Source organism: Nonomuraea candida (assembly GCF_000725485.1).
GTDB lineage: Bacteria > Actinomycetota > Actinomycetes > Streptosporangiales > Streptosporangiaceae > Nonomuraea > Nonomuraea candida.
Map to the genome: position 1 here is coordinate 238,780 of NZ_JOAG01000027.1, position 18,355 is coordinate 257,134.

Consider the following 18,355-nt stretch of genomic DNA (forward strand, 5'->3'; position numbering starts at 1 on the left):
ATACCACCCTGAGGGGTGCAAATCACGCCGCCCCAGTAGGCTGCAACGGTTCTTTCGCCTGTAAGGAGCTCCGTGACCGACTTCGCCCTCGACGACCCCCTCGACCGCGGACCCGGCCTGCCCCGGCCCGGACGGCTGCTGCGCACCGCCGCCGACTCGATCCCGCCCACCGGGCTCGTGCTGCTGGCCATCTTCTCGGCCCAGCTCGGCGCCGGCTTCGCCAAGGAGCTGTTCGCCACGCTGCCGCCGAGCGCGGTGGTGTTCCTGCGCATCGCGGCCGGGGCGCTCATCCTGGGGACGCTGGCCCGTCCCCGGCTGAAGGGGCTGTCCTGGCGCGACTGGGCGGTGGGGGCCGGGTTCGGGCTGACGCTGGCCGTGATGAACCTGTCGTTCTACGAGGCCCTGGCGCGGCTGCCGATGGGGATCGCGGTGGCGATCGAGTTCCTCGGGCCGCTGGGCGTGGCGGTGGCGGCCTCGCGGCGGCGCATCGACCTGCTGTGGGTCGGGCTGGCCGGGGCCGGCGTGGTGCTGCTGGCGCCGTGGGGCGACTCGGCGTCGGTGAGCTGGGCCGGCATCGGGTTCGCGACGGTGGCGGGGGCCTGCTGGGCCGGGTACATCCTGCTGTCGGCGGCGGCCGGGAAGCGGTTCCCCGGCACGACCGGGCTGTCGTTCGCGATGCTCGTCTCGGCCGTGGTGATCGCCCCGGTGGGGGTCACGAGCGGCGGCGCGGAGCTGCTGCAGCCGGAGGTGCTGCTGATCGGGCTGGGCGTGGGGCTGCTGTCGTCGGTGATCCCGTACTCGCTGGAGCTGCAGGCGCTGCGGCGCATGCCCAAGCACGTCTTCGGCATCCTGATGAGCCTGGAGCCGGCGGCGGCGGCGCTGATCGGGGTGCTGGTGCTGAGCGAGTTCCTGCACGTGCAGCAGTGGGCGGCGATCATCTGCATCGTGGCCGCCAGCCTGGGCTCGACCCGCGCGGGCCAGAAGGAGTGACCCGGGGAAAGGCCCGCCGTGGCCCCCGGCGGAGGCCGGGCCGGCGGGCTCCGGGGAGGGCCGCCGCGCGCCCGTGGGATGGGGTCTCGGGCGCGCGGCGGGCGGGCTCGGCTCGGTGGGCGGGATGTGCCGAGCCCGGGAGGGTCAGCGGAGTGCGGGTGTCCGCGTGACCATGGCGGTGCCGGATTGTGCGGCCCGTCAAGGGCCGGATGTGAGGGCGCGCGGCGCCTCGATCGAGGCTTCTCCGCGTCGGCCCGCATCGAGATTACCGCCATCGGAGAGTGCCCGATCCCCGAATGTCGGAACTTGCCGCTCAGTGCGCGGTTCAGTGCACGGTTCAGCGTGCCGTTCAGTGGGCGGTCTCGGGGTCAGTGCTCGGCCCAGATGCCGCGCACGTGGCCGATGTGCTCGCCCATGAGGTGCCCGACGGCCTTGCTGTCGCCGCTCTTGAGCGCGTCGAGCAGCGCCAGGTGCTCCCTGGCCGAGTCGCCCAGCGTGCCGCGCTCGGACAGCTGCGACAGGCCGTAGAGCCTGGCCCTGTTGCGCAGGTCGCGCACCACCGAGACCAGGTGGGCGTTGCCGCACAGGGACAGCAGCTCGACGTGGAAGCGCAGGTCGGCGTCCACGTACGCGAGCAGGTCGCCCCGCTCGCCGGCCACCACGATCTCCTCGGCGACGGGCCGCAGCCGCTCGAACTCCTCGGCCCGCGAGCTGTCGGCCAGCCGGGCCACCGTGGGCACCTCGATGAGCTGGCGGATCTCGGTCAGCTCGTCGAGGTCGCGGTCGGACAGCTCGGTGACCCGGAAGCCCTTGTTGCGCACCGCCTCGACCAGGCCCTCCTTGGCCAGGTCGAGCATGGCCTCGCGCACGGGCGTGGCCGAGACGCCGAACTGGGCGGCCAGCACGGGCGCGGAGTAGACCACCCCCGGGCGCATCTCCCCGGTGATCAGCGCGGCGCGCAACGCGTGCGCGACCTGCTCGCGCAGGCTCTGGCGCTCTCCCACCATCGGCAGGTCGAGCCGGTCCTCGGCAGCCATCGGCCCATCCCTTTCTATGTCCAAGCCTCGTAAGCTGCAGCCGCGACCACGAGGTCCTCCCAAGCCATGCCCGTGCTCTTGAACACGCGCGGACCCGGACCCGTGACCACCCTTCCGGCGATCAGGTCGGCGAGGTTTCCGGCGAGATGACGGGAGGTGATCGTACCCCGGCGGATGGGGACGATGAGGTCTCCCGCCTCCTCCAGGGCGGCCGCCCTGGCCTCGACGACCACGGTGGCACGCGCGACGAGGTCTGCGTCGAGCTCGCGGGCGCCGGGCTCGTGCGAGCCGACCGCGACGACGGTGGCGCCGTCGCGGGCGAGCTTACCGGGGAAGAGGGGACTCCTGGCCGTCGTGCAGCAGGCCACGAGGTCGGCCGCGCCGACCGCCGCACTCACCTCAACACTCACCTCAGCGCCCACCTCAGCGCGCACCTCGGCGCTCACCTCAGCGTCCGCCTCCGCGCTCAACTCCGCGCTCAACTCCGCGCCCGAAGAGACGGCGCCCGAAGAGACAGCATCGGGAGAAGCGGCGGGCGCGGTCAGGGCGGTGGCGGTCAGGCCGAGGGCGCGGCAGCGGGCCGCCAGGGCCCCGGCGCGGTGCGGGTCTCGTCCGACCACGGTGACCTCCTCGACCGGCCGCACCTCCCGCAGCGCCAGCACGTGCCCCCACGCCTGCGGCCCGCTCCCGAACACCACCAGCCGCCGCGCCCCCGGCTCGGCCAGGTGCCGGACGGCCAGGGCGGAGACGGCGGGCGTGCGCAGCGAGGTGAGCGCCATCCCGTCCATGGCCGCCAGCGGGGCCAGGGTGTCGCCGTCGAACAGCAGGTACGTCCCCTGGATCCGGGGCAGCCCGCGCGCCGGGTTGCCGGGCGCGACGCCGACCGCCTTGACGCCGGTGTACCGGCGGGTGGCCGCGGGCATGAGCAGGAGCTGCCCGGCCGGCACGTCCACGATCGGCCGCCGCGGCGTGACCTCCGGGTCGAGCCCGTCCCGCAGCGCCTCCTCCAGGACCGTCACCGCGCGCCCCATGGGGACCAGCCGCTCCAGCGTGGCGGCGTCCAGGTACGGCAGCCCGCTCATCGCAGCGTGAACCCGGCCGGGAACGGGTCGGCGGGGTCGAGCTCGAAGACGTGCCTGCCGGTCCGATAGGCCATGCCGTCCACCTCCACGATCACTCCCCCGGCCGTCCGCTCCGCCACGCGGGCCGTGAACAGCCCGCCCACGACGCTCTCGTGGCGCAGCTCGCCGCCCTTGCCCTCGTCGTCCAGCAGCGCCATCCTGGCCGCGGTGCCGGAGCCGCACGGCGAACGGTCCACCTCGCCGTCGGCGAACACGGTGACGTTGCGCTGCCGCCTGGCCCCGTCGGCGGCGGGCGGCAGCTCGTCGTGGAAGATCACCCCGTAGACGCCGGACAGCCGATCGTCGGAGGGGTGCCGGGTGGCGGGGTGGCCGGCCAGGGCGGCCTTGACGCGGCGGCTGTGGCCGATCAGGGCGTTCAGGTGGCGGGGCTCGACCGACAGCCCGAGCGCCGCGGCCGGCAGGGAGGCGTAGATGGCGCCGCCGTAGGCCAGGTCCACGCGCACGTCGCCGGCGCGGACGTCGCGGGCGATGACGTAGGAGGGCACGTTGACGAAGGTGACGCCCTCGATCCGGCCCGCCGAGCTGCGCACGCGGGCCGTGACGCGCCCCGAGGGCACGTCGATCACCACGTCCGTCACCCCGTCGGCGACGGCCTCGACGAGCCCTTCGCGCACCGCGTGGACGCCCAGCGCGATCGTGCCGTGCCCGCAGGCGGTGGAGAAGCCGTCCTTGTGCCAGAACAGCGCGCCGAAGCGGGCTCCGGGGTCGTTCGGGGGCACGAGGAAGCAGCCGTACATGTCGGCGTGGCCGCGCGGCTCGTTGCACAGCAGCCGGCGCACGCCGTCGTGGCCGGCCATGGCGGCGGCGCGGCGGGAGAGCACGTCGGCGCCGGGGATCTCGGGCACCCCGCCGGTGACGATCCGGAACGGCTCCCCCGCCGTGTGGTAGTCGACTGTCGAGATCATCGCCGTGGAGGTCATCACAGCTCGAATCCGGCGGGGAACGGGTCGCGCGGGTCGAGGAAGTACTGGGCGGTGCCGGTGATCCAGGCCCGGCCGGTGATGGACGGCAGCACGGCCGGCCGCCCGCCCACCGTCGTCTCCTCCAGCAGCCGCCCGACGAAGTGGGTGCCGATGAACGACTCGTTGACGAAGTCCCTGCCCAGCGGCAGCTCGCCGCGGGCGTGGAGCTGGGCCATGCGGGCGCTGGTGCCGGTGCCGCAGGGCGAGCGGTCGAACCAGCCCGGGTGGATGGCCATGGCGTGGCGGGAGTGGTGGGCGTCGGAGCCGGGGGCGGCGAAGTAGACGTGGTGGCAGCCGCGGATGCGGTCGTCCTCGCGGTGCACGGGCTCGTCGGCGGCGTTGATGGCCTCCATGGTGGCCAGGCCGGCCGCGATGATCTCGTTCTTGGCCCTGCGGTCGAACGGCAGGCCGTAGCGGGCGAGGTCGACGACGGCGTAGAAGTTGCCGCCGTACGCCAGGTCGTACGGGATCTCCCCGAACCCCGGCACGGTCACCTTGGCGTCGAGCCGGTCGCAGTAGGAGGGCACGTTGCGCAGCGTCACGGACATGGCCATGCCGTCCTCCACGGCCACGTCCACCTCGACGAGCCCGGCCGGCACCTCCAGGCGCACGGTCGTGACCGGCTCGGTCACCTCCACCATGCCGGTCTCGACCAGCACGGTCGCCACGCCGATGGTGCCGTGCCCGCACATCGGCAGCAGCCCGGACACCTCGATGAACAGCACGCCGTAGTCGGCGTCGGGCCGGGTGGGCGGCTGCAGGATGGCGCCGCTCATGGCCGAGTGGCCGCGCGGCTCGGTCATGAGCAGCGTGCGGATGTGGTCGAGGTGGTCGCGGAAGTAGACGCGCCGCTCGGCCATGCTCGCGCCGGGGATCACGCCGATGCCGCCGGTGATCACGCGGGTGGGCATGCCCTCGGTGTGGGAGTCGACGGCGTGGAAGACGCGCTTGGTCCTCATCGCGGCCCTCCCTCCGGTGCCGTCCGCGGTCCTCCTGCCGGTGCCCTGCCGGTCGCCGTGCTCATCGCAGCCCCTCTGCCAGTGCCTTCTCGGTCGCCGCCCGAACGATAGCGGCCTGCTCCTCCGTCAGCGGCTGCCTGGGCTGCCTGCACGGGCCGCCGTGTCGTCCGGCCACGTCCATGGAGAGCTTGATGGCCTGCACGAACTCGGTCTTGGAGTCCCAGCGCAGCAGCGCGTGCAGGGTGCGGTAGAGCGGCAGCGCGGTCTCCATGTCCCCGGCGACGGCGGCGCGGTAGAGGGTCGCGGTGGCGGCGGGCAGCGCGTTGGGGTAGCCGGCGATCCAGCCCACCGCGCCCGCCACGGCCAGCTCCAGCAGCACGTCGTCGGAGCCGATCAGCAGGTCGAGCCCGGGGGCCAGCTCGGCCAGCTCGTACGCGCGCCGCACGTCCCCCGTGAACTCCTTGACCGCCACGATCAGCCCCTCCTCGTGCAGCCTGGCCAGCAGCGCGGGGGTGAGGTCCACCTTGGTGTCGAAGGGGTTGTTGTAGGCCACGATCGGCACCCCGGCCTTGGCGACCTCGCGGTAGTGGGCCAGGACGGCCCGCTCGTCGGCCCGGTAGGCGTTGGGCGGCAGCAGCAGGACGGAGCCGCAGCCCGCCTCGCCCGCCTGCTCCGCCCAGCGGCGCGACTCGTCGGCGCCGTACGCGCCCGCCCCGGCCATGACGTTCGCGCCGCCGACGGCCGCGACGGCGGTCTCGATCACCCGGGCCCGCTCCTGCGGGGTGAGCGTCTGGTACTCGCCCAGCGAGCCGTTCGGCACGACGCCGTCACAGCCGTTCTCGACCAGCCAGCGGCAGTGCGCGGCGTAGCCGTCGTAGTCGACCGACAGGTCCTCGCGCAGGGGCAGCGCGGTGGCCACCATGATCCCGTGCCAGGGCTTGCTGCGGTGTTCCATGTGGGGGTCCTCCATCGGGGGGGTCAGTGAGCGGGGTCGTCGCCGGGGTCTTGCGGGGTCGCCGGGGTCTGCGGATGGGTCAGTGAGGCGAGCGCGCCGAGCGTGACGGGCTGCGCGACGGGACGGCGGGGCTCCTGGGGCGGCTCGCCGGCCAGGCAGGACACGGCGTAGCCGCAGATGCGGCCCTGGCACCAGCCCATGCCGGGGCGGGCCAGGAGCTTGACGGCGCGCGCGTCGGTGGCGCCCATGGCCTGCGCCTCGCGTACGCGGGCCAGCGGCACCTCCTCGCACCGGCACACGAGCGTGTCGTCGCGCAGCCACCCCTGCCAGCCGGGCTTGACCGGATAGGCGCGCTGCAGGGCCGCGCCGAACGCCCGCCACCGCTCCCGCCGCCGCGCGAACACCGGCGGGGGGTCGGCGGGGTGGCCGGTGTGGTGGTCGGCGCGTTGGTCGGCGCGGTGGTCGGCGCGGTGGTCGGCGGCGATGGCGCGGCCGGCGATGCGGCCCTCCAGCTCGGCCAGCCGCCAGCCGCCCACGCCCGCGGGCTCTCCGGCCGCCCACACCCCGGGCACGCTGGTGCGCTGGGCGGCGTCCACGTCGATCACGGGGCTGCCGTCCACGTCCGCGCGGGTGCGGCAGCCGAGCTGCGTGCCGAGCTCGATCTGCGGCACGAACCCGTAGCCGACGGCCACGGTGTCGCACGCGACGACGCGGCTGGACAGAACGTTCCAGTCGCGGTCGAGGCGGGCCAGCGTGACGGCCTCCACCTCGCGCTCGCCGTGCGCGGCGATCACGGCCCGCCGGGTCAGGTACGGCACCCGGTGCCGCGCCAGGGTGGCCGTGTACCCGGCCGCCTCGCCGGCCTTGCCCAGGGCCAGCAGCGGATGCCGGGCCAGGCCGAGCCCGCCGTTGGCCTCGTACACGCCGAGCACGCGCGCCCCCGCCGCGGCCAGGCCGGCGGCGGCGGGCAGCAGGAAGGGGCCGGTGCCGGAGACCACGACGCGCCGGCCCGCCAGGACGCCGCCGCCCTTGAGCAGCGCCTGCGCGCCGCCGGCGGTCAGCACGCCGGGCAGGTCCCAGCCGGGGAAGGGCAGCGGCCGGTCGTGCGCCCCGGTCGCGATCAGCAGCCGCCGCGCCCGCAGCTCCACCGCCCGCTCGCCGGCCGGCCGGCGGGTCAGGCAGTGCACGGTCAGGCCGCCGTCCGGCTCGCGGGAGACGTTCCACACCTGGTGCCCGAGCAGCACGTCGGCGCGCGCGGCGAGCGCCCGCCCCTGCCGCAGGAACCGGGCCAGGCCCGGCGCGGGCTTCGGCTCGGCGGCGTGGCGGAAGTACTGGCCGCCGAGGCGCGTGCCGGTGTCCACGAGCGCCACCCGCAGCCCGGCCAGCGCCGCCGTGAGCGCGCCCGCGACTCCGGCGGGCCCGCCGCCGACCACCACGAGGTCGTACGTCACACGGTCGTGCGTCACGCGGTCGTCACCTCGTCCCCCGGCTCGGCCTCCAGCAGGCAGGCCCGCTCGGGCGCGCGCCCGTTGACCGAGATCAGGCAGTCGAAGCAGACCCCGATGCCGCAGAACAGCCCGCGCGGCCGGCCGCCGAAGCGGGTGGTGCGCCAGGAGCGCACGCCGGCGGCGTGCAGGGCCGCGCCGATGGTCTGCCCCGGCACGACCGGGACCGGCCGGCCGTCGACCGTGATGTGAAAGGTCACGAAGCCTCCTTGGCGAAGCGGTCCGGGCGGAAGGGGTGCAGGTCGAGGTCGGGCCGCTGCCCGGTCAGCACCTGCGCGAGCAGGTGGCCGGTGACCGGGGCGAGCCCGATGCCGGCCCCTTCGTGCCCGCACGCATGGTAGAGCCCGGGCAGGCGCGGGTCGGCCCCGATGACGGGCAGGTGGTCGGGGCAGTACGGCCGGAACCCGCAGTAGGACCTGATGGCCCGCACCTCGCGCAGCGCGGGGAAGAGCGCGACGGCCTGCTCCGCGAGCCGGGCCAGCACGGGCACCGACGTCGTCCGGTCGAAGCCGACCCGCTCCCTGCTGGCCCCGATGAGCACGGTGCCGGCGGGCGTGCCCTCCACCACGGCCGAGGTCTCCAGCCCGGCGGAGTCGCTGGCCACGTTCGTCACGTAGGCGGCGGTGTAGACCTTGTGCCGGATGAGCGGCTCGCGCAGGGGCTCGGTGACGAGGATGAACCCGCGCCTGGGCAGGATGGGCAGCTCCACGCCGGCCAGCGCGGCCACCTCGCCGCCCCAGGTGCCGGCCGCGTTGACGACCGCGTCGCCGAGCACGTCGCCGTGGGAGGTGCGCACGCCCGTCACGCGCTCCCCGGACCGGATGAAGCCGGTCACCCGGACGCCGAGGCGCAGCCGCAGCGTGCCGTGGCCGAAGCTGTCGGCGCCCCGCCTGAGCAGGGTGGCGGCCGCGAGCATGGGCTGGACCTGGGCGTCCTGCGGGTAGAACACGCCGCCGGCGAACCCGCCGGCCAGGTGCGGCTCGTAGTCGCGCAGCGCGGGCCCGTCCACCGGCGTGTGCTCGACGTCCTGCTTGACGGCCAGCTCGGTGAGCTGCCGCCGGACCTCCTCGGTCTCGGCGACGACCAGCCCGCCCTTGGGCTCGAACTCGAACCCGCCGAGCCCGGCCAGCTCGCGCCACAACCGGTTGGACAGCACGGCCAGCTCCAGCTCGGGCCCCGGCTCCTTGTCCGACACCAGCACGTTGCCCTCGCCCGAGCCCGTGGTACCGCCGGCCACGGGGCCACGGTCGATCACGGTCACGTCGAGCCCCGCGCGCGCGGCATAGTAGGCGCAGGCCGCTCCCACCACTCCCGCGCCGACGACGATCACGTCGGACATCACCACCTCCTCTCAGTAATATGTCACATACCTTGACCTGTTGAGAAGACCGTTCCCGATGGCGGGACCGGCCGGGGCGCCCCCTACCATCGATGACGTGAAGCTACCCACGGACAACCCCAACCCCTTCGTGCGCTTCTGGCAGTCTGTCTGGGCCCCGACCACGCGGTCCCTGCGCGGATGGGCGATGGCGTCCGTGGTGGTCAACGCGGGCATCACGGTGACCGGGGCGGGCGTGCGCGTCACCGCCTCGGGGCTGGGCTGCCCGACCTGGCCGAAGTGCACCCCCGACAGTTTCATCCCCGTGGCGCACCCCGAGGTCTCGCCGCTCAACATGGCCGTCGAGTTCGGCAACCGGCTGCTGACGTTCCTGGTGCTGGCCGTCGGCCTGGCCTGCGTGGTGGCCGCCCTGCGGATGGCCCCGCGCCGCGTCACGGTGGTGCGCCTGGCCTGGCTGCAGCCGGTCGGCATCGTGGCCCAGGCGCTGTGGGGCGGGCTGGTGGTCAACACGATGCTCAACCCGTTCACCGTGGGCGTGCACTACCTGCTGTCCAGCGGCCTGATCGCCGCCTGCTGGATGCTGTACGCGCGCGCGGGCGAGGGCGACGGCCCGGTCAGGGCGGTGGCCCACCGCGACATCCGCCGGCTCGGCCACGTGCTGCTGGCGGCCGTGTTCGCCCTGCTGGTGGCCGGGGTCGTGGTCACCAACACGGGCCCCCACTCGGGCGACGAGGTGGCCTCGCGCTTCGACCTCGACATCGAGTCCGTGGCCCGGGTGCACGCCGACGTGGCCTACGTGGTGGTCGGGCTGACGTTCGCGCTGATGTTCGCCCTGCACGTGACCAACGCGCCGCGCGCGGCCAGGCGGGCGGCGCTGGCGCTGCTCGGCGTGGAGCTGCTCCAGGGCGTGATCGGCTACACGCAGTGGTTCCTGGCCGTGCCGGCCGCGCTGGTGCTGCTGCACGTCCTGGGCTCGACCCTGGTCTGGATCGCGGCGCTGCGGGTGGTCACCTCGCTGCGCGAGCGCGACACCCAGCCGGCCTCCGTCAGCCCCTCCCCCACCGAAGCAGCCGCCGTCGCCTGAGCGCATATGCCAGGGTATGTGGTGTTAGATCCGCCACTCCCCCGGCTGCGAAGGGGTGCGTTCTGGTGCGAAAGATGCCCCTTTCACGGAAGGCGCTGTTCTCCCGGAAGGCGCTGTTCTCCCGGAAGGCGCTGTTCTCCCGGAAGGCGCTGTTTTCCCGGAAGGCGCTGCGGCGCGCGTACCAGGGCCTGGTGCTGCTGAGCGTGCTCGCCCTGGCGCCCATGACGTGGGCCTGGCTGAGCAGCTGGGGGCACCGGGCGACGGCCGAGGACGCGGGCTGGCCGGACAGGGTGCCGCCGGCCCAGGCGGCGCTGGTGCTCGGCGCGGGCCTCTATCACACGCAGCCCACCCCGATGCTGGCCCGCCGGCTCGACATCGCCGCCGAGCTCTACCGGGCGGGCAAGGTGCGGGCGCTGCTGCTGTCGGGCGACAACAGCCGCAAGGAGTACGACGAGCCCACGGCCATGCGCGACTACCTGCGCGCCAGGGGCGTGCCCGAGGCGGTGATGGTGCTGGACTACGCCGGGTTCGACACCTGGGACTCGTGCGTGCGGGCGCGCCAGGTGTTCGGGGCGGAGCGGGTGACGGTGGTCACCCAGGAGTTTCACCTCCCCCGGGCCGTGACGCTCTGCCGGACCGCGGGGCTGGAGGCGTTCGGGGTGGGCGACGACTCGGTCAGGCGCTGGGCCGCGACGACGTACGCGTACGCCGCCCGCGAGCTGCCCGCCACCGTCAAGGCGTTCGCCGACGCCGTGATCCTGCGCTCCGAGCCCGTCTTCCCGGGCCCGCGCGAGGTCTCGCTCACCCGCGTCCTGGGTCAGCCCGGCGCGCCGGGCGCGTAACCGGGCGGGGGCGACCCCCTGGCCACCGACCTGGCGTGCATCTCCGGCACCGGGAAGTCGGCGCGCGCCGTGCTCATGCACTCCAGCAGCGCCCGCTGCTCCTCGTGGAAGGTGTGCTCGTCGACCACGTGGCGGGCCGCCCGCTCGTGCAGCAGGCCCAGCTCGGTGGCGGCGAGCTGGTAGTCGCGCATCGCGCGCACCCCCGCCTTGCCGCCGTGGGCGCGGGCCCACTGCCTGGCCTGGCGGCGGCGGGGGAAGGTGGAGAGCATGTAGATGTCGGCCTGGGTGACCAGCTTGGTCGGCTCGTACGCCGGCAGGTAGCGCTGGATGAGCGCCACGATGCGCCGCCGGTCCCGGAAGACCACCCCGATGAGCACGACCAGCACGACCAGCAGCGCCAGATAGGCCACCACCAGCCCGGGGAACCCGCCGTAGGAGGCCAGGCCGTTCCACAGCCCGTGCAGGATCATCGCCCCCGACCAGCCCGCCAGCACGTAGGTGACCCGGTCGGGCCCGCTGCGCTGCGCGGCGTAGGCGACGGCGACCCCGATCATGGAACTGAACAGCGGATGCGCCAGCGGCGACAGGATGCCGCGCAGCACCACCGTGACGGCCAGCCCCTTGACGCCCGAGGTGGACAGGGCGTGCAGGTAGTAGCTGACGTTCTCGCTCATGGCGAAGCCGAGCCCGACCATGCCGGCGTAGATGACGCCGTCGGTCGGCCCGTCGAGCTCGGCCCTGCGGAACCTGAGCAGGCCCAGCAGCACCAGCCCCTTCATCGTCTCCTCCACCACCGGGGCGCCGAACGTGGCCGCGATGTTGCGGGCGCTGGCCTCCGACAGCTTGGCGGCGTCGATGATGTAGTGCATGTTGAGCGAGTTGATCACGCCGGCGACGAGCACCGCGATGCCCGCGCCCCACGCGAAGGCGAAGATCAGGTTGCTGCGCGGCTCCGGCTCCATCCGGTCGAGCGCCAGCACCGCCGCCAGCAGCAGCGGCACGGGCGCCAGCGCCAGCATGAGGGCGATGAAGAACTGCACCGGAGCGCCGTTGAAGACGTCGAAGGAGAACGAGACCAGGGCGCAGATGCCGGTGAGGACCAGCCCGATGATCAACGTGAATGACGGGCGGTCCTTCAACACCCAGCGTGGATCACGGGTCGCCATAGGGTGACTTTAACGGATCAGCGGGCCGGGGTCCGTGCGGGCCGCGGCGGCGCAGGTCGGGGCCGGGCACGCCGTGGCCGGCCCCCGTCGTGCCGGGGCTCCGGCGGCGCAGCAGGTCGGCGCGCCGCGCGCAGCCGCGGCGACGGCCCCGGCCGCCACCGTGATCTCGGGTGCGCCTGTGACGTCGGGATAGCCACTCCTCACCGTCCAGCCATGCGTGTCGTGCCCGGTGTCGTGCCCCGTGCCGAGGTCCGGCCCGCGGGCGGAAGGCCGCGGCTCAGGCCAGCAGCGGGTCGATCGCCACGGCCAGGAACAGCAGCGCCAGGTAGGCGTTGGACCAGTGGAAGAAGCGCATCGGCCGCAGGTCGACGCCGGTCTTGCCGGCGTTGAGCCGGCTCAGCAGGCGGTGCACCTCCCACAGGCACATCGCGCCCAGCGCGGCCGCCACGATCGGGTAGAACAGCGTGGTGCCCGCCACCGGCCACAGCGCCAGCGAGCACGCCACGGTGGCATAGGTGTAGGCGATGGACTCCAGGATGACCCGCCGCTCGGTGGCCACCACGGGCAGCATCGGCACCTTGGCCGCCGCGTAGTCCTCCTTGTAGCGCATGGCCAGGGTCCAGGTGTGCGGCGGGGTCCAGAAGAACACCACCCCGAACAGCACCAGCGGCGCCCAGTCGAGCCGCTCGGTGATGCCGGCCCAGCCGATCATCACCGGCATGCAGCCCGCGATGCCGCCCCACACGATGTTCTGGGCCGTGCGCCGCTTGAGCAGCATGGAGTAGACCAGCACGTAGAACAGGATCGCGCCGAGCGACAGCAGCGCGGCCAGCCCGTTGGTGGTCACCCATAGGCCCACCGTGGACAGCACGCCCAGCACGATGCCGAAGACGAGCGCGGCGCGCGGCGAGACCTGGTGCCTGGCCAGCGGCCGGCGGCGGGTGCGGCGCATCTTCTGGTCGATGTCGCGATCCACGTAGCAGTTGAGCGCGTTGGCGCTGCCCGCCGATAGGGTGCCGAACACCATGACCCAGATCGACGTCCACAGCGGCGGCAGGCCGCCCGCTGCGAGGAACATCACCGGCAGCGTCGTGATGAGCAGCAGCTCGATGATCCGCGGCTTGGTGAGCGCGATGTAGGCCCTGATGGTCATGCCTATCGAGCGCGGCGCCTCCACCTGCGGTGATGGGGCCGTCGCCTGCCTGTTGGTCAGCACCGTCAAGGCGCTTCCAGCCTGTCGGAAGTCAACGCGTAACCTCTGATTAGAGCGGATCCATGGGCGGGCGCCGTGACGCCCCTGCGAACAAACAAACTGTAGTCGCAGGGTCGGCCGGTCCGGCCAATGGGGGGCTTCGCGCCGTGCACGGACACGCGCGGGTGGGATGGGAATCGATCGCCGACCCCACTCGGTTAGGGTCCGGTGTAGGCGCGGGCAGCGCAACTGCGGCAGGCCGCCCGACGCGGCCCGCCTCGGGCGGGACAGCTACAACCCAACTGACAACTAGATTCCGGAGATCGAGCACTTGAGCACCGAACTCGTGCCAGCCCTTGAATGGACCGACCTGGACAAGCAGGCGGTCGATGTCGTTCGAGCCCTGGCGATGGACGCAGTGGAGAAGGCGGGCTCGGGTCACCCCGGCACCGCCATGAGCCTCGCCCCCGCCGCATACCTGCTGTTCCAGCGTGTGATGCGTCACGACCCGACCGATCCCGGCTGGCTCGGCCGCGACCGGTTCGTGCTGTCGTGCGGCCACAGCAGCCTGACGCTCTACATCCAGCTCTACCTGTCCGGTTACGGCCTGACCCTCGACGACCTGCGGCGCCTGCGCCAGTGGGACAGCCTCACGCCGGGTCACCCCGAGCACGGGCACACCGCCGGAGTGGAGACCACGACGGGCCCGCTGGGCCAGGGCATCGCCAACGCCGTCGGCATGGCCATGGCGGCCCGCCGCGAGCGCGGCCTGTTCGACCCCGAGGCCGCGCCGGGCGCCTCGCCGTTCGACCACCACATCTGGTGCTTCGTCAGCGACGGCGACATCGAGGAGGGCATCAGCCACGAGGCCAGCTCCCTGGCCGGCCACCAGAAGCTGGGCAACCTCGTCGTCGTCTACGACGACAACCACATCTCCATCGAGGACGACACGCAGATCGCCCTGTCCGAGGACGTGGTCAAGCGTTACGAGGCCTACGGCTGGCACACCCAGAGCGTCGACTGGACCGCCTCCGGCGAATACGTCGAGGACGTCCAGGCCCTCTACGACGCCCTGATGGCGGCCAAGGCAGAGACCGACCGGCCGTCGTTCATCCGGCTGCGCACGATCATCGGCTACCCCGCCCCGAACAAGCAGAACACCGGCAAGATCCACGGCTCCGCCCTGGGCGAGGCCGAGGTGGCCGCCACCAAGGAAGTGCTGGGCATGGACCCGGCCAAGACCTTCGACGTGCCGGCCGCGGTGCTGGAGCACGCCCGCGGCGTCGCCCAGCGCGGCCGCGCCGACCACGCCGAGTGGGAGAAGTCCTACTCCGAGTGGCGCCTGGCCAACGGCGAGCGCGCCGCCGAGCTCGACCGCATCTCCCGGCGCGAGCTGCCGGCCGGCTGGGCCACCGCGCTGCCGTCGTTCGAGAAGGGCGCCTCGATCGCCACGCGCAAGGCCTCCGGCGAGGTGCTGAACGCGCTGGCCCCGGTGCTGCCCGAGCTGTGGGGCGGCTCGGCCGACCTGGCAGAGTCCAACCTCACCACGATGAAGGGCGAGCCGTCCTTCATCCCCGAGGAGTTCCAGACCAAGGACTTCAAGGGCAACCGCTACGGCCGCACGCTGCACTTCGGCATCCGCGAGCACGCCATGGGCGCCATCCTCAACGGCATCGCGCTGCACGGCGGCACCCGCCCGTACGGCGGCACGTTCCTGGTCTTCTCCGACTACATGCGGCCGGCCGTGCGCCTGGCGGCGTTGATGAAGCTGCCGGTCACCTACGTGTGGACGCACGACTCCATCGGCCTCGGCGAGGACGGCCCGACCCACCAGCCGATCGAGCACCTGTGGGCGCTGCGCGCGATCCCCGGCCTCGACGTGGTGCGCCCGGCCGACGCCAACGAGACGGCATACGCGTGGAAGGCCGTGCTGGAGCACACCGACCGCCCCGCCGCCCTGGCGCTGACCAGGCAGAACCTGCCGGTCGTCGAGGGCACCAGCGCCGAGGGCGTGGCCCGCGGCGGCTACGTGCTGCGCGAGGCGTCCAACGGCCAGCCGAGGGTCATCGTGATCGCCACGGGCAGCGAGGTCGAGATCGCGCTGAACGGCCGGGAGCTGCTGGAGTCGCAGGGCATTCCGACGCGGGTGGTCTCCATGCCGTGTGTCGAGTGGTTCAACGGGCAGGACTCCGCATACAGGCAGACGGTTCTGCCCTCGTCGATCCGGGCTCGGGTGGCGGTCGAGGCGGGCATCGCGCTCGGCTGGCACGAGTACGTCGGCGAGTGCGGCGAAGTGGTGAGCCTCGAACACTTCGGTGCTTCGGCCCCGTACAAGACTCTGTACGAGCAGTTCGGGCTGACGGCGGAGCGCGTCGCGGCGGCGGCCAGGGCGAGCCTGGCCAAGCTGGGTCAGGACAAGGGCGAGACGACGGGAAACTGAAGAAAAGATGAGCGAGATCCTCAACAAGCTGTCCGGCCAGGGCGTAGCCATCTGGCTCGACGACATCAGCCGCGAGCGCCTGCGCACCGGCAACCTGGAGCAGCTGATCCGCGAGAAGAACGTCGTCGGGGTGACCTCCAACCCGACGATCTTCGCCAACGCGCTCAGCAAGGGCGACGCCTACGACTCGCAGCTGCACGACCTGGCCGTGCGCGGCGTCGACGTGGGCGAGGCCGTGCGCGCCATCACCACCTACGACATCCGCTGGGCCGCCGACGTGCTGCGCCCGGTCTACGACGCCAGCGGCGGCGTGGACGGCCGCGTGTCGCTGGAGGTCGACCCGCGCCTGGCCCGCGACGGCGAGAAGACCGTGGCCGAGGCCCGCGCGCTGTGGTGGATGGTCGACCGGCCCAACCTGTTCATCAAGATCCCGGCCACGCTGGAGGGCCTGCCCGCGATCACGCAGGCGCTGTCGGAGGGCATCAGCGTCAACGTCACGCTGATCTTCTCCCTCGAGCGCTACCGCGCGGTCATGGACGCCTGGCTGGCCGGCCTGGAGGCCGCGCAGGCCAAGGGCCTCAACCTGGCCACGATCGAGTCGGTGGCCTCGTTCTTCGTCAGCCGCGTCGACACCGAGATCGACAAGCGCCTCGACAAGCTGGGCAAGCCGGAGCTGAAGGGCAAGGCGGGCGTGGCCAACGCGCGCCTGGCGTACGCGGCCTTCGAGGACGTGATGAACTCCGAGCGCTGGCAGCGCCTGCGCGAGGCGGGCGCCCGCCCGCAGCGCCCGCTGTGGGCCTCCACCGGGGTGAAGAACCCCGAATACTCCGACACCCTCTACGTCGACCAGCTCGTCGCCCCCGGCACCGTCAACACGATGCCGGAGAAGACGCTCGACGCCACCGCCGACCACGCCAACGTCACCGGCGACACCGTGCGCCCCTTCTACGAGCAGGCCTGGAACACCATGGCCGCGCTCAAGGACGCCGGCGTCGACTACGACGACGTGGTGAAGGTCCTGGAGGACGAGGGCGTGGAGAAGTTCGAGGCGTCCTGGAACGAGCTGCTCGAGAGCGTCACCAAGAACCTGGTTCCGTGATGAACGTGACCTACCGCGAGGAGGGGGTGGCCTCGGCCGCCTCCTCCGTCGCGGGGCGCCTCGTCGCCGACGGCGTGCCCGCGCGGCTCGCCGGCGGCGACCCCACGCTGTGGGGTGAGGACGCCGAGGCGGAGGCAGCGGACGGCCGGCCCGGCAGGCTCGGCTGGCTGACCCTGCCCCGCTCCTCCCGCGAGCTGCTGCCCGTGCTGGGCGAGCTCGCGGGCCGGGCCCGCGCCGCGGGCCTGACCAACGTGGTCCTGGCCGGGATGGGCGGCTCGTCGCTGGCGGCGGAGGTCATCTGCGCCACCTACGACGTGCCGCTGACCGTGCTCGACACGACCGACCCCGGGCAGGTCCGCCGCGCGCTGACCGAGCGTCTGGAGGAGACCGCCCTGGTCGTGGCGTCCAAGAGCGGCTCGACCGTGGAGACCGACTGCCAGCTGCGGATCTACGAGCGGCTGTTCGCGGAGGCGGGGCCCGACCCGGCGGGCCGCGTCGTGGTGATCACCGACCCGGGCTCGCGGCTGGAGCGGCGGGCCGCCGAGGCCGGTTACGAGCTGGTGCTTGCGCCGCCCGGCGTGGGCGGGCGCTACTCGGCGCTGTCGGCGTTCGGGCTGGTGCCCGCCGCGCTGGCGGGGGCCGACGTGGCGCGGCTGCTCGACGACGCCGACGAGGTGCTGCCGCTGCTGTCGCTCGACACCGGCAACCCCGGGCTCGACCTGGGGGCCGCGCTCGGCGGCGCGGCGCTGGCCGGGCGCGACAAGCTGCTGCTGGAAGACCAGCTCTCGGCCACCACCGGGCTGCCCGACTGGGTCGAGCAGCTCGTCGCCGAGTCCACCGGCAAGCAGGGCAGGGGCATCCTGCCGGTCGTGTCCGCCGACCCCAACGGCAGCGGCGACGAGCTGGTCGTCGCGATCGAGTCCGACGTCGGCGACGTGCGGGTGGACGGCCCGCTGGGGGCGCAGTTCCTGGTCTGGGAGTACGCCACCGCGATCGCCGGGCTGCTGCTGGGGGTCGATCCCTTCGACCAGCCCAGCGTGGCCGAGTCGAAGGAGAACACCGCCGCCCTGCTGGCCCTGCCCGACCTGCCGACCGGCACCCCCGCGTTCGTGGACGGCCCCGTCGTGGCCTACGGGCCCTCGACGGCCAAGGACCTGCCCGGCCTGTTCGCCGAGCTGCTGCGGACGATCCCCGGCGACGGCTATCTGGCGATCATGGCCTATCTCGACCGGCTGGCCGCCTTCGACGCGCCGGTGCCCGACGGGGCCGACTTCGAGCAGATGACCGACGCCTGGATGATGGCCGACCCGGCCACGCTGCGGGCGCTGCTCGCCTTGCGCACCGACCGGCCGGTGACGTTCGGATGGGGGCCGCGGTTCCTGCACTCGACCGGCCAGTACCACAAGGGCGGGCCGCAGAACGGCGTGTTCCTGCAGATCACGGGGGCGGTGGCCGACGACGTCGCCGTGCCGGGCAGGCCCTACGGCCTGGGCCGGCTCCAGCTCGCCCAGGCGCTGGGCGACCTGGGGGCGCTGGAGACCCGCGGGCGTCCGGCCGTACGCCTGCATTTGACCGACCGCGCGGCGGGTGTCGCGCGTTTGCTCGAGGCCGCACAGGAGGCTTGAGATGACAGACCCGGCAGC

Annotated in this window: 16 protein-coding genes; 6 read left to right on the plus strand and 10 right to left on the minus strand. The window is 73.3% G+C overall.

Going from position 1 to position 18,355, the window contains the following annotated elements:
• Positions 1 to 72: 72 nt before the first annotated feature.
• On the plus strand, positions 73 to 990 hold the full coding sequence (locus IO39_RS25980; RefSeq protein ID WP_043628129.1) for an EamA family transporter: 918 nt from the start codon (positions 73 to 75) through the stop codon (positions 988 to 990).
• Positions 991 to 1,358: 368 nt separating this feature from the next.
• Here IO39_RS25980 and IO39_RS25985 read toward each other — a convergent pair whose 3' ends face one another.
• The 8 genes from IO39_RS25985 to IO39_RS26020 all read right to left on the minus strand — a co-directional run bounded on the left by IO39_RS25985 (position 1,359) and on the right by IO39_RS26020 (position 8,889).
• Entirely contained in the window at positions 1,359 to 2,027 is a 669-nt protein-coding gene (locus tag IO39_RS25985) for a GntR family transcriptional regulator (protein WP_043628131.1), read from the minus strand.
• 14 nt (positions 2,028 to 2,041) lie between these two features.
• Entirely contained in the window at positions 2,042 to 3,109 is a 1,068-nt protein-coding gene (locus IO39_RS25990) for an ornithine cyclodeaminase family protein (RefSeq protein ID WP_043628133.1), read from the minus strand.
• A complete protein-coding gene (locus IO39_RS25995) occupies positions 3,106 to 4,074 on the minus strand; it encodes a proline racemase family protein (RefSeq protein WP_157548900.1) in 969 nt (322 codons plus the stop codon). Before IO39_RS25995 ends, IO39_RS25990 begins: the two co-directional genes overlap by 4 nt.
• Before the next feature lie 14 nt (positions 4,075 to 4,088).
• A complete protein-coding gene (locus IO39_RS26000; RefSeq protein WP_043628139.1) occupies positions 4,089 to 5,090 on the minus strand; it encodes a proline racemase family protein in 1,002 nt (333 codons plus the stop codon).
• A 61-nt stretch (positions 5,091 to 5,151) separates the two neighbouring features.
• A complete protein-coding gene (locus tag IO39_RS26005; protein WP_211267164.1) occupies positions 5,152 to 6,045 on the minus strand; it encodes a dihydrodipicolinate synthase family protein in 894 nt (297 codons plus the stop codon).
• A gap of 23 nt (positions 6,046 to 6,068) precedes the next feature.
• The gene (locus IO39_RS26010; RefSeq protein WP_043628143.1) at positions 6,069 to 7,511 is read right to left on the minus strand and encodes an FAD/NAD(P)-dependent oxidoreductase; all 1,443 of its coding nucleotides are present in this window, start codon (positions 7,509 to 7,511) and stop codon (positions 6,069 to 6,071) included.
• Complete coding sequence (locus tag IO39_RS26015; RefSeq protein ID WP_043628145.1) at positions 7,508 to 7,750, minus strand: (2Fe-2S)-binding protein; 243 nt, start codon at positions 7,748 to 7,750, stop codon at positions 7,508 to 7,510. The genes IO39_RS26010 and IO39_RS26015 overlap by 4 nt, the downstream gene beginning before the upstream one ends.
• Entirely contained in the window at positions 7,747 to 8,889 is a 1,143-nt protein-coding gene (locus IO39_RS26020; RefSeq protein ID WP_043628147.1) for an NAD(P)/FAD-dependent oxidoreductase, read from the minus strand. Before IO39_RS26020 ends, IO39_RS26015 begins: the two co-directional genes overlap by 4 nt.
• A gap of 97 nt (positions 8,890 to 8,986) precedes the next feature.
• On the opposite strand from IO39_RS26020, the gene IO39_RS26025 reads away from it, so the two are divergent.
• Both IO39_RS26025 and IO39_RS26030 read left to right on the plus strand, forming a co-directional pair.
• Entirely contained in the window at positions 8,987 to 9,973 is a 987-nt protein-coding gene (locus IO39_RS26025) for a COX15/CtaA family protein (RefSeq protein ID WP_043628149.1), read from the plus strand.
• Between the two features lie 74 nt (positions 9,974 to 10,047).
• Positions 10,048 to 10,815, plus strand: a complete 768-nt coding sequence (locus IO39_RS26030) for a SanA/YdcF family protein (RefSeq protein WP_084773501.1) — start codon at positions 10,048 to 10,050, stop codon at positions 10,813 to 10,815.
• On the opposite strand, the gene IO39_RS26035 is transcribed toward IO39_RS26030, so the two are convergent.
• Together IO39_RS26035 and IO39_RS26040 are read right to left on the minus strand one after the other, a co-directional pair.
• Positions 10,791 to 11,981 carry a PrsW family intramembrane metalloprotease gene (locus IO39_RS26035; RefSeq protein ID WP_043628151.1) on the minus strand — a complete coding sequence of 397 codons (1,191 nt, stop codon included), beginning with the start codon at positions 11,979 to 11,981 and terminating at the stop codon, positions 10,791 to 10,793. The genes IO39_RS26030 and IO39_RS26035 overlap by 25 nt on opposite strands.
• 277 nt (positions 11,982 to 12,258) lie before the next feature.
• Positions 12,259 to 13,203: a heme o synthase gene (locus IO39_RS26040; protein ID WP_043628152.1), complete on the minus strand. Its 945-nt coding sequence runs from the start codon at positions 13,201 to 13,203 to the stop codon at positions 12,259 to 12,261.
• A gap of 316 nt (positions 13,204 to 13,519) precedes the next feature.
• Here IO39_RS26040 and tkt point away from each other — a divergent pair, with 316 nt between their 5' ends.
• The 3 genes from tkt to IO39_RS26055 are packed head-to-tail and all read left to right on the plus strand — an operon-like array spanning position 13,520 to position 18,337.
• A complete protein-coding gene (tkt, locus tag IO39_RS26045) occupies positions 13,520 to 15,613 on the plus strand; it encodes a transketolase (RefSeq protein WP_281200134.1) in 2,094 nt (697 codons plus the stop codon).
• Positions 15,614 to 15,620: 7 nt separating this feature from the next.
• Positions 15,621 to 16,712, plus strand: coding sequence for a transaldolase (gene tal / locus IO39_RS26050; protein WP_043628156.1), 1,092 nt, complete (start codon positions 15,621 to 15,623; stop codon positions 16,710 to 16,712).
• Positions 16,712 to 18,337 carry a glucose-6-phosphate isomerase gene (locus IO39_RS26055; protein ID WP_052423375.1) on the plus strand — a complete coding sequence of 542 codons (1,626 nt, stop codon included), beginning with the start codon at positions 16,712 to 16,714 and terminating at the stop codon, positions 18,335 to 18,337. The genes tal and IO39_RS26055 overlap by 1 nt, the downstream gene beginning before the upstream one ends.
• Positions 18,338 to 18,355: the final 18 nt, after the last annotated feature.

What these genes read in the sequence shown, in the direction of transcription:
- IO39_RS25985 (WP_043628131.1), bottom strand. Translation starts at nt 2,027, where the DNA reads ATGGCTGCCGAGGACCGGCTCGACCTGCCGATGGTGGGAGAGCGCCAG.
- IO39_RS25990 (WP_043628133.1), bottom strand. Translation starts at nt 3,109, where the DNA reads ATGAGCGGGCTGCCGTACCTGGACGCCGCCACGCTGGAGCGGCTGGTC.
- IO39_RS25995 (WP_157548900.1), bottom strand. Translation starts at nt 4,074, where the DNA reads ATGATCTCGACAGTCGACTACCACACGGCGGGGGAGCCGTTCCGGATC.
- IO39_RS26000 (WP_043628139.1), bottom strand. Translation starts at nt 5,090, where the DNA reads ATGAGGACCAAGCGCGTCTTCCACGCCGTCGACTCCCACACCGAGGGC.
- IO39_RS26005 (WP_211267164.1), bottom strand. Translation starts at nt 6,045, where the DNA reads ATGGAACACCGCAGCAAGCCCTGGCACGGGATCATGGTGGCCACCGCG.
- IO39_RS26020 (WP_043628147.1), bottom strand. Translation starts at nt 8,889, where the DNA reads ATGTCCGACGTGATCGTCGTCGGCGCGGGAGTGGTGGGAGCGGCCTGC.
- IO39_RS26030 (WP_084773501.1), top strand. Translation starts at nt 10,048, where the DNA reads ATGCCCCTTTCACGGAAGGCGCTGTTCTCCCGGAAGGCGCTGTTCTCC.
- IO39_RS26035 (WP_043628151.1), bottom strand. Translation starts at nt 11,981, where the DNA reads ATGGCGACCCGTGATCCACGCTGGGTGTTGAAGGACCGCCCGTCATTC.
- tal (WP_043628156.1), top strand. Translation starts at nt 15,621, where the DNA reads ATGAGCGAGATCCTCAACAAGCTGTCCGGCCAGGGCGTAGCCATCTGG.
- IO39_RS26055 (WP_052423375.1), top strand. Translation starts at nt 16,712, where the DNA reads ATGAACGTGACCTACCGCGAGGAGGGGGTGGCCTCGGCCGCCTCCTCC.